At 59.7% G+C, this 14,349-nt stretch carries 13 protein-coding genes and 3 pseudogenes; 7 read left to right on the top strand and 9 right to left on the bottom strand.

Annotated elements, in window-relative coordinates:
* Window positions 1-241: 241 nt before the first annotated feature.
* From U5G49_RS04775 to U5G49_RS04750, 6 genes and pseudogenes are all read right to left on the bottom strand, one after another.
* Window positions 242-817, bottom strand: coding sequence for a histidine phosphatase family protein (locus tag U5G49_RS04775; protein WP_193444798.1), 576 nt, complete (start codon window positions 815-817; stop codon window positions 242-244).
* 53 nt (window positions 818-870) lie between these two features.
* The gene (locus tag U5G49_RS04770; RefSeq protein WP_193444799.1) at window positions 871-1,365 is read right to left on the bottom strand and encodes an AAA family ATPase; all 495 of its coding nucleotides are present in this window, start codon (window positions 1,363-1,365) and stop codon (window positions 871-873) included.
* Window positions 1,366-1,432: 67 nt separating this feature from the next.
* Window positions 1,433-1,909: a GNAT family N-acetyltransferase gene (locus U5G49_RS04765; RefSeq protein ID WP_193444800.1), complete on the bottom strand. Its 477-nt coding sequence runs from the start codon at window positions 1,907-1,909 to the stop codon at window positions 1,433-1,435.
* A pseudogene (locus U5G49_RS04760) lies at window positions 1,884-2,317 on the bottom strand (AAA family ATPase). The gene U5G49_RS04765 and the pseudogene U5G49_RS04760 overlap by 26 nt, the downstream one beginning before the upstream one ends.
* Window positions 2,318-2,546: 229 nt before the next feature.
* Window positions 2,547-3,398, bottom strand: coding sequence for an alpha/beta hydrolase (locus U5G49_RS04755; protein WP_193444801.1), 852 nt, complete (start codon window positions 3,396-3,398; stop codon window positions 2,547-2,549).
* A gap of 111 nt (window positions 3,399-3,509) precedes the next feature.
* Window positions 3,510-5,891, bottom strand: coding sequence for a methyl-accepting chemotaxis protein (locus tag U5G49_RS04750; protein WP_193444802.1), 2,382 nt, complete (start codon window positions 5,889-5,891; stop codon window positions 3,510-3,512).
* A 210-nt stretch (window positions 5,892-6,101) separates the two neighbouring features.
* On the opposite strand from U5G49_RS04750, the gene U5G49_RS04745 reads away from it, so the two are divergent.
* The 4 genes from U5G49_RS04745 (at window position 6,102) to zwf (ending at window position 10,519) form a co-directional block, all read left to right on the top strand.
* Window positions 6,102-6,551 carry a hypothetical protein gene (locus tag U5G49_RS04745; protein WP_193444803.1) on the top strand — a complete coding sequence of 150 codons (450 nt, stop codon included), beginning with the start codon at window positions 6,102-6,104 and terminating at the stop codon, window positions 6,549-6,551.
* 209 nt (window positions 6,552-6,760) lie between these two features.
* Complete coding sequence (locus U5G49_RS04740; protein ID WP_018241201.1) at window positions 6,761-8,035, top strand: hemolysin family protein; 1,275 nt, start codon at window positions 6,761-6,763, stop codon at window positions 8,033-8,035.
* Between the two features lie 83 nt (window positions 8,036-8,118).
* Window positions 8,119-8,889, top strand: coding sequence for a trans-aconitate 2-methyltransferase (tam, locus tag U5G49_RS04735; RefSeq protein WP_193444804.1), 771 nt, complete (start codon window positions 8,119-8,121; stop codon window positions 8,887-8,889).
* 112 nt (window positions 8,890-9,001) lie between these two features.
* The gene (gene zwf / locus U5G49_RS04730; RefSeq protein WP_193444805.1) at window positions 9,002-10,519 is read left to right on the top strand and encodes a glucose-6-phosphate dehydrogenase; all 1,518 of its coding nucleotides are present in this window, start codon (window positions 9,002-9,004) and stop codon (window positions 10,517-10,519) included.
* 15 nt (window positions 10,520-10,534) lie between these two features.
* Here the strand turns inward: zwf and U5G49_RS04725 are convergent, their stop codons facing one another.
* Both U5G49_RS04725 and U5G49_RS04720 read right to left on the bottom strand, forming a co-directional pair.
* On the bottom strand, window positions 10,535-10,858 hold the full coding sequence (locus tag U5G49_RS04725) for a hypothetical protein (protein WP_193444853.1): 324 nt from the start codon (window positions 10,856-10,858) through the stop codon (window positions 10,535-10,537).
* Between the two features lie 189 nt (window positions 10,859-11,047).
* Window positions 11,048-11,158, bottom strand: a pseudogene (locus U5G49_RS04720) (DNA mismatch repair protein MutT); the annotation flags it as partial.
* 124 nt (window positions 11,159-11,282) lie between these two features.
* Between U5G49_RS04720 and U5G49_RS04715 the strand changes: the two are divergent.
* Entirely contained in the window at window positions 11,283-11,549 is a 267-nt protein-coding gene (locus U5G49_RS04715; RefSeq protein ID WP_018241196.1) for a type II toxin-antitoxin system ParD family antitoxin, read from the top strand.
* Window positions 11,550-11,552: 3 nt separating this feature from the next.
* Window positions 11,553-11,866: pseudogene (locus U5G49_RS04710) on the top strand (type II toxin-antitoxin system RelE/ParE family toxin).
* Between the two features lie 171 nt (window positions 11,867-12,037).
* On the opposite strand, the gene U5G49_RS04705 reads toward U5G49_RS04710, so the two are convergent.
* Window positions 12,038-12,430, bottom strand: a complete 393-nt coding sequence (locus U5G49_RS04705; protein WP_003546502.1) for a hypothetical protein — start codon at window positions 12,428-12,430, stop codon at window positions 12,038-12,040.
* Window positions 12,431-12,652: 222 nt separating this feature from the next.
* On the opposite strand from U5G49_RS04705, the gene U5G49_RS04700 reads away from it, so the two are divergent.
* Complete coding sequence (locus U5G49_RS04700; RefSeq protein WP_193444806.1) at window positions 12,653-14,218, top strand: helicase HerA-like C-terminal domain-containing protein; 1,566 nt, start codon at window positions 12,653-12,655, stop codon at window positions 14,216-14,218.
* The last annotated feature ends 131 nt before the right edge of the window (window positions 14,219-14,349 follow it).

Genomic DNA, 14,349 nt, shown 5'->3' with positions numbered 1-14,349 from the left:
AAATCACCAGCAAAGCTACAATCAGCCACGTTCGGCGCAAGCCAGCCAAGTGAAGGAAGACGCGCGGCCGCGGCCACACCTCGACGTCGCCGGCGATCAGGCGCCACTACGAGCGCGGTTTTCGTCTAGCGTCAATCATCTCGAACGCGCGCGACTAATGGTTACGGGATCACCATCCTCGCCGCTTAGTGGAGCGCAAGCAACGCGGACGGAAGCTATGTTTGGGAGGTTGCCTAATCGGTCATCGGTCCGCCGGAGTGTCCGGTACATCGATAATCTTCATTTCGTTCCCGTCCAGCACTACGGCAGTCGGCATGGAAAGACTTCGCCAGAACGCCAGCGGATCGACCCTGAGAACCCGAGCGGCGTAGATCGACATGGCGGTGCCATGTGTTACGATCATTAAGTCGCCACTCGGTCGGGCTTTTCTCGCTCGGGCCACGGCTTGGTCCATTCTATTGAAAACCGCATCTGCGCTTTCGTCGCCAAATGTGAGCTGGTGAGGATGCTCCAACAGTCTGGTGATGCCTGCTTCAAAATCAGTTCGCGCAATATATCCTACCTTGGATCGGTCGTGTTCCCGCAAGTCAGAATCAAGACAAATGGGAAGAGCCAGACGATCAGCAATCAAGGCAGCGGTTTGGAGCGCTTTCTTTTCAGGACTGCTGCGTATTTCCTTTACGCGGAAGCCGGAGAGGTATTTTGCCAACTCGATCGCGGCAGCCTTACCCGGTGCACTTAGGCTCCAGTCGATAGACGGTATATCTCCTTCAATGGAAGGGAGACCGTGACGAACGAGAACGATCCGAGATTCCATGGTTTCGATACCGGTTCGTCGTTGATTGGTGGCAGGTTGGTGTAATTTCCTTCTCAGTCGCCAAGTCGGTCGATCAGTTCATCAACAGCCGCTTCCACCGTTTTCAAAGTGGTGTCGATGACGATTGTATCGGGCCAATCGTCATAGGCTCTTTCGCAAGTCGCCTGCCATGTCGGCTTCACCAGGCCCTCGACGTCGGTGAGGCGCGTTTCAACACGGTAGCGGTGCTCGGCTTTGTCCGAGCAAACGACCTCGACCTCCGCCGCCGTCACCCCAGCGGCTTGCGCGACCGAAAGCCACGCCGACCGGGTTATCCGAAGCGGGTTGACGGAGTCGGCGATAACAGTCCTGCCAAGGGTCAAATTGTCTCCGGCGATACCGTAGGCCACGATATAGCCTGCAGGCCCGGCATCATCGGCAATTCCGGAGGCACGGATTGCCTGCTCGATGGTATCGACGCGCACATGGACCGCATTCAACCGCTCAGCCAAAGCGCGGGCAATCGTCGTCTTTCCACTGCCAGGCAGACCACCGAAGATAATGAGCATCGTGACCTCGTCGTTTTTGGAGAGGCTCCACGAGAACGTCAGAGCAGCTCGCGGTCAGCGCAATACTTCACCATTGAGGCCTGGTTCGCAATTCCTTTGTCAGCACCGGGTTTTCATGACCGGCCTCAATGACAGCCCATCCGAGCGCTTCGTAAAACCCCACGGCGTCTCGCGCCGCATTCACAAGCAATCTCTTGACCCTGTGTTGTGATGCGAATTTTTCGAGGCCTGCCATGAGCATCCGGCCGTACCCCTTTCCCTGGCGTTCCGCCCTGATCGCGACGGTCCGCACCCATGCTGTCTGCTCGCTCATCAGATCAAGGCGAGCCGCACCGAGCGGAGTGTTTTCAAGCAGAAGCAGCAAAGGGAAATGTCCATCTCTTCGATCATCGGGATGGTTCGCATCATAGCCAATCAATCCGCGGGCCTCGAAGAGGACGGCGCGGCGGATGTCGTGGTAGGCATTCCAGTGTTCATCCGCAAACACCTGGACGACCATCCAGGCGTCCTCGCCCTCGTCATTCGGAAATCTGGACTCTTTCATCGGCGGCCTCGTGGATGCTGGTGGACAACCGGTCGGCAAAATCGGTGACGGACTCACGGCTCGATAACAGGAACTTCGGACGGGAAAAGACCGAGAACAAGCGCGCGTGCGTCTCGAAGGAATTCCAGTTGTTCGTTCTATTCCGGTATTCGGCCACCCACTTCAAAAGGCCATCGAATTGCGTTTCGGTCTCGCCGCCTTGGATGCCTCGCAGCTTGATGTTGGCGATGCATTCCTCCTCCGGCAGATCAATCCAGACCAGGATCGTCGTGCGGTTGAGGACCATGTTCGCCAGTTGCCCGTAAACGCCCTCCATGACCAGGCGTGGCGCTCGGCCGCCGCCTTGACCATCTCGTCCCGCAACGCTCTGTCGCGATCGATGCCGTAGCGCCCCGGCTCCCAATGCATGTCATCAAGGTGGACAACCGGATGGAGAAGCTGCACACCGATACGACAGGCGAGCCATGTTTTACCCGCGCCGCCATTGCCCATGATGAGCATGCGGTCAAAGGTGGCTGAGGGATAGGGAAACGTCATCGGCAACTCCGAGGACTTTGCGCTGATGCTGGTTTGTGTGACCTTAGCGCGAGGTATTGAATGTTTTCAAATCAAAATTGAGCGTGGGCCATCCTGGCAGTTATGTTCGCTTGAGGAAAGCTGGCCGCAGAGCAAAGAAATTCGCGGTCGCCATCACCAGCGCATCGAGAGCTTCAGTGCCGCGCAACGTATTGAAGGCGTGGTCCATCGGACTGATCCGAAGCTCGTTGTCCCCGTTATGGGCCGACACGAATTTTCGTCCTGTGCCCGCCGGAATGGCAGTATCCAAGGACCCTTCCGCCACAAAAAGCGGGCCATCATAGGCCTTGATTTCATCGAACGGATCGTGCGTTGCCACCTCTTGAAAGAAGGGGTGCCTGAGCTTGAGCCTGGCGCCCCACGGCATCACGATCTCGGTCGCAATGCTCTCTTCCGCCAAACCACGAAGATAGGTTTCCCGACCGACCAGAGCGGGAAAGGAAACACTTGGCTCTCCAATAGCAGCCCAAAGAGCAATCCCCGACGGTCTATTGGTTCGGCCGCCTATCGCAGCAGCGACCAATCCACCCTGGCTCCACCCCAGCAGGAAGATGCGGCGTCCATCGACGCGGGGGTCGGACCTGAGAAACTCCATGGCGGCAATGCCATCGGCTATTTGGCTCGAATATGTCGTGTTCTCAAACAGGCCGTCGCTTTCGCCGCTTCCACGGAAATCGATACGAAGACTGGAAAACCCTAGGGATGCAAAAGACCTGGCTATGTAGGCGAAAATTCCTTTGCCTTGGCTTGGAATCTGAAGCTCATCGCGAACTCCGCCAAACCCCGGGAAAAGCAGGATCACCGGCTGTGGTTTTCCGGCAGCAAGGCGCAACGTGCCGACAACACGCTCTCCCTGAACGCCAAAGGCTACGACCTCCTCTAACGGTTCGTTACTGTTGCGGTCCTTTGGCAATTTCCACCACCGAGATACAACCAAACACAGAGCTGAGACGGCAACAAACGCGCGTGGGTGCTATCTGCTTGCCAAGGGGAGCGGCGCTCGGCGGCGTCGCACGCCGTATGTTTAGAACTCTTCCCAGTTGCCCTCGGTCGAAGCTGGTGCGGCTGAGGTGCTGAAGGCGGCTGTGAGCTTGCCGCCGAGCGCACGGGCCGGTGACGGAGCGGGCCTGGCATGGTCGGTGGCCGAGGCGGGAACCGGTCTGCGCATCGAAAGCATCGCCCCGACCGGGCGTGCCAACGGCTTGGCAGCCGTCCGGGCGGCAGGGGCCGCCTTTGCCACCTGGCCGAGATTGAACTGTGCCAGACGCTCCGAGAGGGCAGACACCTCCGTCACCAGCGTGTGCGAGGCGGCGTTCGATTCCTCGACCATCGCGGCGTTTTTCTGGGTCGACTGGTCCATCTGGTTGACCGCCGTGTTGATCTCCAGGAGACCCGTCGACTGTTCACGGGCGGCCTGGACGACCGCCTGGACATTGCTGTTGATCTGCTGCACTTCGGCAACGATCGCCTGCAGCGCCTTGCCGGTCTGGCCGACGAGATCGACGCCACGCTTGACCTGGTCGCCGGACGAGGTGATCAGCGCCTTGATCTCCTTGGCGGCGGTGGCCGAGCGCTGCGCGAGTTCACGCACTTCCTGGGCGACGACGGCGAAGCCCTTGCCGGCCTCCCCCGCACGCGCTGCTTCAACACCTGCATTGAGGGCCAGCAGATTCGTCTGGAAGGCAATATCGTCGATCACGCCGATAATATTGGAGATCGACTGCGAGGATTGCTCGATGCCGGTCATGGCGTCAACGGCATTGCGTACGATCTCTCCGGACTTTTCCGCACCATCCTTGGTGCGGCTGACGAGCGTTCCCGCCTCCTCGGCGCGAAGGGTGGAGTCCTTGACCGAGGTGGTGATCTGCTCCAGCGCAGCGGCGGTCTCCTCGACGGAAGCGGCCTGCTGTTCGGTGCGGCGGGCGAGATCGTCGGCGCCCGAGCGGATTTCTTCGGAACCGGCCTGAATGACGGCAGCGTTTTCGGAGAAGGAAATCAGGGCTGCCTGGAGCTTTTCGACAGACGCATTGAAATCGACGCGGATTTCGTCAAGGGAGTCGGTAAATGGCTTTTCCAGCCGGATGGTCATATCTCCGTTGGAAAGGCTTGCCAGTCCGTTGCCGAGTTCGCTCACCGCAAACTTGATCGAATCCTCACGGGCGGCATGGAGGACGGAACGTTCCTGTCGTTCGATCTCTTCGCGGGACCGGGAGCTTTCCGCATCGGCCTCGAGTTTGATCTTCTGGCGATTGCTTTCCAGCAGGATGGCGAGGGAGCGTGAGAGGTCGCCGATTTCGTCCTTGGCATTCTTGTCGTTCAATTGCACGTCGAGCTGGCCATGGGCGATACGATCGGTCTCGGCAATCACGCCCTCTATGCGGAGGACGAATTTGCGGGCAATGAGCCAGCCGGCGAAACCGAGCAGCAGTGCAGCGATGGCGGTGATCGCAACGGCGCTCCAGGCCATGTTATTGAGTTGGGCAAAGACGGTGGATTTGGGCACCGAAACAATGGCGTACCAGTTGAGGTCATTCGTGAGCTTTACCGGATAGGCGACCGAGAAATAGCTCTGACCGTCCGGGCCCGCGATCTCCTGCTCGACGCCGGGCTTGGCGATCATCTGATCCCAGCCGGCGGTAAGCTCACCGCCGTCCTTGATATTCTTGCCTGCGAGCGCAGCGGAGGGATGGCTGATGATGCTGCCGGCACCCGTCACGAGGCTGAGATAGCCGGTCTCCATCGGGTGGACTGCGGAGATCGCCTTGTTGGCGTCGTCGAGCGAAATGTCCATGCCGGCAACGCCAAGCGCCTTGCCATCGACCATGATCGGCTTGGCGACCGAGGTCATCAGCACATCCTTGCCGTCGACCGCGTAGACATAGGGTTCGATGACGACGGTCTTTTTCTGGGTAAAGGGAAGCTGGTAGTAGTCGCCGGCACCCGACACGCCATAATCGACCAACGGCGTGTGCTGGATCTTGTCGCCACTGCGCACCCAATAGGGCACGTAGCGGCCGGTGGTGTCGTGGCCTTCCTTGCCGACGAAATCCTTGTCCTTGCCGTCGAAGGCATTCGGTTCCCAGCCGGTCCAAACACCGAGCGCCATCGGATTATCCTGCAGCATGTTCTTCAGCAGGTCGTCGGCGGTCGCACGACTGGCGTTTCCGCTTTCCTTCATCGTCGACAGCGACGTCTCCAACGCATTGACGATGCCGAGCGCCACGCTCATGGATTTCTCGACGTTGAGCGCGTTGGTGGCAGCGATCTGGAGCATCTGATCGAGGCTCGATTTGCGCATATCGTTATACGCGATGTAAAAAAGAACGCCCGATGCCGCGATCGTCGCGACGACACCGCAGGCCGCCACGGAAAAAATGTTGCGTCCGGTAGCCGATTTGAACTGCATGCGCGTACCTCCTCGAGCGGGCATGTCGTCGATCGAGCCGGGACGTGGCTGCACGTCGCGGAAATCGTTCGCAATTTGAAGAAAATACGAGGAGGCTGTTAATTTACGGTGTATTGCGCCAGCTTTACTTATGAGCTGGGCAGCTGTTCACGGGCTTACCTTGATTTGTCATAGGCTACAGCGCCGCGCGTCTCTTCATATGTGTAAACAATGCTGCAGCACTTTGAATTTATGCATAATTTTGTCCTTGGCACCACCTCTTCACCGGCTCTCCATTACAGCTCGTGGGACGCGCCGCAGTGCCGCTGCTACACCCTAAAAATTCCATCTGCCAATAACTCGATCATTATAAAGCGCTCGTTGCAGAAGCGCGGAAAATCCACCGAAATCCTCAATCAGAACGAGGCGCTGCTGTCCTTTTCAAAACTGTCACATCAAGACGCTATAAGGATTTTCGCCCGGCGCCTCTTGCGCCGAAAGCGTTTCACCGCCAAAATTGCGACATGCCTGACAGCGACCCATCCAGTACAAGCTCCGCCCGCTCCAACCGGGATCTCCCGGCCGAAGAAGCTGGCGACCACTGTAGGCGGTGCGATGACGTCCGCCTCGCCTCAGGCATATCAGGTTCCAGCAGAGAGCGTTCCAGACCATCGCGAATGACGGGCGGCCGCTGCAGGTCGACTGGATTTCCAACCCTTCCGGCTGGGTCGGGCTTGCCACCTCAAGGAAATCTGAGGACTGATGGAACCTGTACTGATGTTAACACGATGATGGAAAGACGATGGGCGATGCTGATATAGCGTCACTTCGAACGCCTTGCCGCGTCGCCTCATCCATGCGGCACTAAAACCTCAACGAATAGGGTCCCTGTGTTTCTGGAAATTGGAATTGTGGCGTTTCTCACCATCGTAAATGGTGTACTCGCCATGTCGGAGTTGGCTGTTGTGTCTTCTCGAACAGCCCGCCTAAAGGTTCTCTCTGACAATGGGAGCAAAGGTGCAGCTCAGGCAATCAAACTTGCCGAAAACCCCGGTCGCTTTCTCTCTACGGTTCAGATCGGCATCACGCTGGTCGGCGTTCTCTCCGGCGCTTTCTCAGGTGCCACGCTCGGCGGCCGCCTGAGCGGATGGCTGGAAGCCCAGGGGCTGTCATCGACGGCCGCCGATGCCATTGGCGTAGGTTCAGTCGTTGTGGCAATCACCTATCTTTCGTTGATCATCGGCGAACTTGTTCCAAAGCAGATCGCATTGCGGGAACCCGAAGCGGTTGCGGCCAAGGTCGCCCCAGCTATGGCGGTACTTTCAAAAATCGCGCTGCCACTCGTGTGGCTTCTAAACGCCTCCGGAAATCTTGTGCTTAAGCTTTTGGGCCAATCAGGAAAAGGTGGCGACAATGTCTCTGACGCAGAGATCAAAACCGTACTGGCCGAAGCGCAGTCGGCAGGCGTGATCGAAAGCGAAGAGTCCGCGATGATATCAGGTGTTATGCGGCTGGCGGACCGCACTGCTCGAGCGCTTATGACGCCCCGACGGGACGTCGAAATTATTGATATTGATGACAGCCTTGATGAAATTCGAACCCAGTTGCACCGGACGAAACGGTCTCGGTTGCCCGTTCGGAAAGGCAGTTCGGACGAGGTGATCGGCATCCTTCCGGTCAAGGACTTCTACGACTCGATGTCCGAACACGGCAGTGTCGACATCAAGGCTCTGACGCAAGACGTCCCGGTGGTTTCAGACCTCTCAACCGCCATAAACGTGATCGAAGCAATCAGGAAATCGCCCGTCCACATGGTGCTGGTTTTTGACGAGTACGGTCATTTCGAGGGAGTTGTTTCGTCAGGTGACATTTTGGAAGCGATCATGGGAGCTCTCCAGGAGGGACCTATCGATGAGCAGGCCATCGCTCGCCGAGACGACGGTTCTTACCTCGTGTCCGGCTGGACGCCGATTGACGAATTCGCTGAGTTCTTAAATCTCAAGCTCGATGACGATTTGGAATATCAGACTGTGGCTGGCCTGGTGTTGGAAGAGTTGAAACATCTGCCGGAATTGGGTGAGAGCTTCACGCGAGATGGATGGCGCTTCGAAGTCGTCGATCTCGACGGGAGGCGCGTGGACAAAATACTTGTGTCTGCGGATTGAAGGTCGGCACGCTCGACGGCAGCAACATCAAAGATCCGCATCCGCCACATGGAGGATGTGGCCTGATATCAGGAGTGATCGCCATGGCATGGTCCGCCAACCAATATGTGAAATTCGAGGACGAACGCACGCGACCGGCGCGTGACCTGTTGGCACAGGTGCCACTGCAAAACATTCGTCATGCCGTCGACCTCGGCTGCGGACCGGGCAATTCGACAGAACTGATCATCGAGCGCTACGGGGCGGCCGGCGTCTCCGGCGTCGACAGCGACATGAACATGCTGGAGGCAGCGCGCAAGCGACTTCCGGACACTGCCTTCGTCGAAGCCGATCTCACTCGCTGGCAGCCGGACGAACCCGCAGACCTTTTGTTTGCCAATGCCGTCTTCCAATGGCTGCCCGATCATCTCGATATTCTCGACCGGCTGATGGACGGGCTTTCCGAAGGCGGCGTGCTTGCGGTGCAGATGCCCGACAATCTCGGCGAACCCTCGCACCTGGCTATGGAGGAGACGGCGCATGCCGGACCGTGGAAATCCGTCTTCGAAGCGAAGACCGTGCGCCGCAAGGGGCTGCCGCCGCCGTCCACTTACTACAGCCGGCTGATCGCCAAATCCTCGCGCGTCGATATCTGGCACACCATCTACAATCACCCGATGGCGGATGCGGCTGATATCGTCGAATGGGTGAAGGGAACCGGGCTGATGCCCTATCTCGCCCATGCCGGCGAAGAGCATCGCGAGGCATTCCTGGCGGATTACCTCAAGCGGGTGGAAAAGGCCTATCCAAAGATGTCGGATGGGCGGGTGCTGCTGAGGTTTCCGAGGATTTTCATGGTGGCGGTCAAAACGTAACCGACCTCGGGCGCACGTCAGATGCTGTCAAATGCCTGTTACCCCTCACCGCCTATGTTGCGGCGAAACCGGCACGCAGTATAGTCGGCCGCAAATTGCAAGGAGATGACACATGGACGCTGCCCCAACCCCGCCGGTCACCCTCGTCATCTTCGGCGCCACGGGAGACCTGACGCGCCGCCTACTGGTGCCGGCGATCATCAATCTAACGCGCAGCCGCCTCGTCGGCGACGATCTCCACATTCTCGGCATCGGCATCGAGCCGGGTGACGATGAATTCCTGCGCGGGCGGCTCGACCAGTTCCTCAACCATCTGAGCGGCGAAGAGCCGACGGTGAAGGACGAAGCCTGGGAAAGCCTGCGCCGGCGTATTTCCTATACGTCAGGCGATTTCACCAAGGACGATATTTTCATCGAGATCGGCAAGCGGCTGGGGCCGAATGCCAATGCCGCCTTCTATCTCGCGGTGCCGCCATCCTTCTTCGGGACAATCGTCGAGAAGCTCGCGGCCCACGGGCTGACCGATGAAAGCGATGGCGTCTTCCGCCGTGTCGCGATCGAAAAACCGTTCGGCACCGATCTCGCCTCGGCGCAGGCGCTCAATGCGCAGATTCTCGCGCAGGTCGGGGAAAGCCAAGTCTACCGGCTCGACCATTTCCTCGGCAAGGAGACGGTGCAGAACCTGATGACGGCGCGTTTCGCCAACATGATGATCGAGTCCTTGTGGAACAGCCGCTACATCGACCATGTGCAGATCACCGCCGCCGAGATCGTCGATGTCGGCAGCCGCGGCAAATTCTACGATGCGACAGGTGCGCTGCGCGACATGGTGCCGAACCATCTTTTCCAGCTGCTGGCGATGATCGCCATGGAGCCGCCGAACAGCTTCGATGCCGAGGCAATCCGCAACGAGAAGAGCAAGGTGCTGAAGGCGCTGCGCATCTATACGCCGGATGAGGCCAAGACGCACGGCGTGCGCGGTGCCTATGGCGCAGGCCCGCTCAATGGTGCTCAGCTTCCCGCCTATCGCGACACCAAGGACGTTTTGCCCGACAGCAGGACTGAGACTTTCGTGGCGCTGAAGCTCTATGCCGATACCTGGCGCTGGGCCGGCGTGCCCTTCTATCTCAGAACTGGCAAGGCGCTGACGGCGCGCGACACCGAGATCGTCATCACCTTCCAGCCGGTTCCCTTCGCACAGTTTCGCGAGACCGATGTCAAGAGCCGCCTGCCGCCGAACCGGCTGGTGATCCAGGTACAGCCGGACGAGGGCATGAGCATGGAAATCTCGATCAAGTCGCCTGGGCTTTCCGTCGATACCGTGCCGGTCTCTCTCGATTTCCGCTATGCCGACAAATTCGATATCGCCAAGACGACCGGCTATGAATCGCTGCTCTACGATCTCTTTATCGGCGACCAGACGCTGTTCCAGCGCGCCGACGGCATCGAGGCCGGCTGGGCGGCGGTGCAGCCCTTCCTCGATATCTGGGCTGGGGATCAGAGCGTGCCTGACGCTTACGCGCCGGGCAGCATGGGACCGGCCTCAGCCGACGAACTGATCCAGCGCGACCGGCGGCAGTGGCATGAACTCGGCGTCATCCTGCATCACGACAAGAAGGACGGCAAATAGCGCCCTCCCCTGGTGTTACTGGTTTCCGTTATTACGGCATGCGGCGCTGACCGAGGCGCCGCTCTTGCCGCCTTCGGTGGCAAGCGCTCCGCGTGCCTTGCGCGGCGGGCAGCGCGCCCAGTCGACCGGACCGCTTAGAGGCTCGTTGTCGATGCTGCCGGTTTCGATCGAGTCGAGCGGGATTATCAGCCCGCTTTGCGTTTCAACTCCCGGCGCGGTGCCGAGCGGCGGCGTGCCGTCGATCCGGCCGCTGGCATCCATGCCCATGTTCGACTGGGCAAGAACCGGGGCGGAGAGGCTGAGGAGAGCGATCGAAGTTGCTGCAATAAACCTGCGCATGATGCTATTCCTTCTGGTTTCAGCGATCGTTTTTGTTTCACGCAATTCCGGACGCAAAACCGCTGCACACTTTTGCTGGAATTGCTCTAGCAACAGGCGATGCCAGCTCATTGTTCCCCCGGGAGCGGGCCGCAGACGATCAAAGTTTGGCGATCGGCCGAAGCCACCTCAAAGCGGGGGATATCAGGCTCAATCGCGCCAGCGCGACAGGAGTTTGTCGAGACCTATTGGATAGAGATCGATGCCAGCGTCGCGCAGCCTGTCGCGGCCGAACCAGCGCGCCGTCGCCGCAAGGCGATCAGGGCCACCGCGGCAGATCACCAGACGATCGGAGGATCGTACCCGCCCCGTCTGAGGTCAAGGATTGACATCTATTGCCATATGCATGTCACAACTCCATATTGACGACAACGAAAGGAAAACCATGCCCAACGTCGCGCTCGGGAACCACTATGAAGAATTTGTGCGGAAGCAGCTGGAGTCCGGCCGCTACAACAACGCCAGCGAGGTTGTCCGCGCAGGCCTGCGGCTGCTGGAGGATCATGAGGTGGCTCGCGAGCGCTGGCTCAATGAGGAGATTCCGGCGCGCTACGACGAGCTGGTGAACAAGCCGGGCATCGGCATCCCGGCCGAGACAGTGCGCGCCCGCTTTGAAACCAAGCGGCGGAATGACGCGGCGAAAGCCAAGTAGGGCATGGCCTACCGCATTGTCTACCATCCGAAGGCGGAAGCCGAACTCGACAAGCTCTATGCCGATATCGCTCTTGAGGCGGGACGGGCATCGCCGGCGACTTCGTCCACGCCGTGATGACCTTCATTGAGGCCCTGGAGACGTTCCCGGAACGGGGAACGGTGCGGGAAAGCCGAATTCCCGGCCTTCGTGTTATCGGCTACCGGCGCAGCGTCAGCGTGGCGTTCTCGGTCAGTGGCGGTGACGTCAACATATTGGGCGTGTTTGCGCGTGGGCGTGATATCACTGACGAGGTTCTGGAAGAACGACACGGGTGAGCCGACAGGCGAGCCTCCTCCGCGTGAACGGTAGGTTGCAGGCATCTTCGGCTCAGCTCGCCGTGCTGCTGACCGGCCATTTCTTCAAGTGGAACGGGCCTTTGCCTCGGCGATTTCACTGCAAATATGAGGTGCCCCGCAACGACGCGAGGCTCCTGCCGATCAATCATCTCAGACGAACTGGCTGAGGCCCGGGACGGAAGCGACGACCTCGTCGACGACTTCCTCGCCAGCATATTGCTTGGCGATCGCGATGGTTTCCTTGGCAAGCGAGGTGATCTCGCCCATGCCGAGGCCTTCGCCCATCAACTGCTGGCCGAGCCCCATGATGCCGCCGCCGCCGAGCGAGCTCATCAGCCCGCCGAGCAGACCGCCGCCACCGGCACCTGCGCCGTTGAACTGGGCGACGAGATCGGCGCCACCGGGGATCGCTTCGATCATCTTGGCAACCGGGCCATCGGCGGCCTCGCGCTGCAGGAAGCCGAGCATCATGCCGAGCGCCTTTTCGGCCAAATCTGGCGCAATACCCACACGATCGGCGATCTGGGTCACAATTTCATTCATCGTCAGCCTCCTGTTTTTTTGACGTTAACGTCAACGTTAATCGATATTCCACAGCAACTCAAGCCGGCCCTCCCCGGGCGGCGCTTTGTCCGGTTTTGCTTTCAATGCAAACAGTTGTCCGCATGCGCCTGCCTGCTTATAACAGGGAAACGATGGTTCGATGAAGGTAGCTGAAGCAAGCCTTCTCATAAATGGCGGCAGAGCCCCAAGGGAGCATTCCGAATGATCGAGGAAGGCAAGATTTTCATCGGCGCGAGCCGCAATCCCGATGACAGCATCAACAAGCCGGAATATCTCGACCTGAAATTCGGCAATCGCCACGGCCTCGTCACCGGCGCTACCGGCACCGGCAAGACGGTGACGCTGCAGGTGCTGGCCGAAGGTTTCTCCCGCGCCGGCGTTCCGGTGTTTGCGGCCGATATCAAGGGCGACCTTTCCGGCATCGCCGCCAAGGGCGAGCCCAGGGATTTCCTGACGAACCGCGCCGAGCAGATCGGCTTTGCCGATTACGAATTCGACCAGTTTCCGGTGATCTTCTGGGATCTGTTCGGCGAGAAGGGCCATCGGGTGCGCACCACCATCGCCGAGATGGGACCGCTGCTGCTCGCCCGCCTGATGGATGCCTCCGAACCGCAGGAAGGCGTCATCAACATCGCCTTCAAGATCGCCGACCAGGGCGGGCTGCCGCTGCTCGACCTCAAGGATTTCAGCTCGCTCTTGAACTATATGGGCGAGAACGCCAACCAACTTTCCAACCAATACGGCCTGATCTCAAAGGCTTCAGTCGGCTCGATCCAGCGGGCGCTGCTCGTTCTCGAACAGCAGGGTGCGGAGCATTTCTTCGGCGAACCGGCGCTAAAGATTTCCGACATCATGCGCACCAGCAATAATGGCTACGGCCAGATCTCGGTGCTGGCCGCCGACAAGCTGATGATGAACCCGCGGCTTTACGCCACTTTCCTGCTCTGGCTGCTCTCGGAGCTGTTCGAGGAACTGCCCGAGGTGGGCGACCCCGACAAGCCGAAGCTCGTCTTCTTCTTCGACGAGGCGCACCTGCTCTTCAACGATGCGCCAAAGGTGCTGACCGAACGCGTCGAACAGGTGGTGCGGCTGATCCGCTCCAAGGGTGTCGGCGTCTATTTCGTGACGCAGAACCCGCTCGACGTGCCGGAAACGGTGCTCGCCCAGCTCGGCAACCGGGCACAGCATGCGCTTCGCGCCTATTCGCCGCGTGAACAGAAGGCGGTGAGGACGGCGGCCGATACATTCCGTGCGAATCCGGCCTTCGATTGCGCCACGGTCATCACCAATCTCGGCACCGGCGAGGCGTTGGTCTCCACGCTGGAGGCCAAAGGCGCGCCTTCGATCGTCGAGCGCACGCTGATCCGCCCGCCATCCGGCCGCGTCGGCCCGGTGACGGATGACGAGCGCCGGCAGATCATGGACAGGAGCCCGGTTCTCGGCATCTATGACGAGGATATCGACCGCGAATCCGCCTTCGAGCTGCTGGCCGCACGGGCGAAGAAGGCGGCCGATGCCGAAGCCGCCAAGCGAGCCCAGGAAGAAGCGCCTCAGCAACAGGGCGGCACGACCTCCGGCTGGAACCTGCCGGGCTTCGGCGGCGGCAATGACGACGACAACCAGGGCCGCGGCCAATCGCGCGGCCGGACTTCCGGCTACCAGCGCGAAACAGTGGTGGAAGCGGCAATGAAGAGCGTGGCGCGCACGGTGGCGACACAAGTCGGCCGGGCGCTGGTGCGCGGGATCTTGGGTAGCTTGAAGCGATAGGATTGCGGACTGTCGGCAGGCAGAAAAGGGGTTGCAGGATCGCTGCCTGCCGCCCCATTGCCTGCTTTGCCTTGAACCTTCAGCCTTTATTCCCTAAATTCCCTGCCATCGACCATTTCAACAGGATGTGT

This window comes from Rhizobium indigoferae, assembly GCF_034554815.1.
Classification (GTDB): Bacteria; Pseudomonadota; Alphaproteobacteria; order Rhizobiales; family Rhizobiaceae; genus Rhizobium; species Rhizobium leguminosarum.
The sequence above is the reverse complement of the archived record's forward strand: the minus strand, read 5'-3'. Positions and strand labels throughout refer to the sequence as shown.

Bases quoted from the DNA above. Each gene is read 5' to 3' on its own strand.
- U5G49_RS04770 (WP_193444799.1), bottom strand. From the start codon at position 1,365: ATGCTCATTATCTTCGGTGGTCTGCCTGGCAGTGGAAAGACGACGATT.
- U5G49_RS04765 (WP_193444800.1), bottom strand. From the start codon at position 1,909: ATGAAAGAGTCCAGATTTCCGAATGACGAGGGCGAGGACGCCTGGATG.
- U5G49_RS04775 (WP_193444798.1), bottom strand. From the start codon at position 817: ATGGAATCTCGGATCGTTCTCGTTCGTCACGGTCTCCCTTCCATTGAA.
- U5G49_RS04715 (WP_018241196.1), top strand. From the start codon at position 11,283: ATGCCCAACGTCGCGCTCGGGAACCACTATGAAGAATTTGTGCGGAAG.
- zwf (WP_193444805.1), top strand. From the start codon at position 9,002: ATGGACGCTGCCCCAACCCCGCCGGTCACCCTCGTCATCTTCGGCGCC.
- U5G49_RS04725 (WP_193444853.1), bottom strand. From the start codon at position 10,858: ATGCGCAGGTTTATTGCAGCAACTTCGATCGCTCTCCTCAGCCTCTCC.
- U5G49_RS04700 (WP_193444806.1), top strand. From the start codon at position 12,653: ATGATCGAGGAAGGCAAGATTTTCATCGGCGCGAGCCGCAATCCCGAT.
- U5G49_RS04745 (WP_193444803.1), top strand. From the start codon at position 6,102: ATGCTGCAGCACTTTGAATTTATGCATAATTTTGTCCTTGGCACCACC.
- U5G49_RS04705 (WP_003546502.1), bottom strand. From the start codon at position 12,430: ATGAATGAAATTGTGACCCAGATCGCCGATCGTGTGGGTATTGCGCCA.
- U5G49_RS04750 (WP_193444802.1), bottom strand. From the start codon at position 5,891: ATGCAGTTCAAATCGGCTACCGGACGCAACATTTTTTCCGTGGCGGCC.
- tam (WP_193444804.1), top strand. From the start codon at position 8,119: ATGGCATGGTCCGCCAACCAATATGTGAAATTCGAGGACGAACGCACG.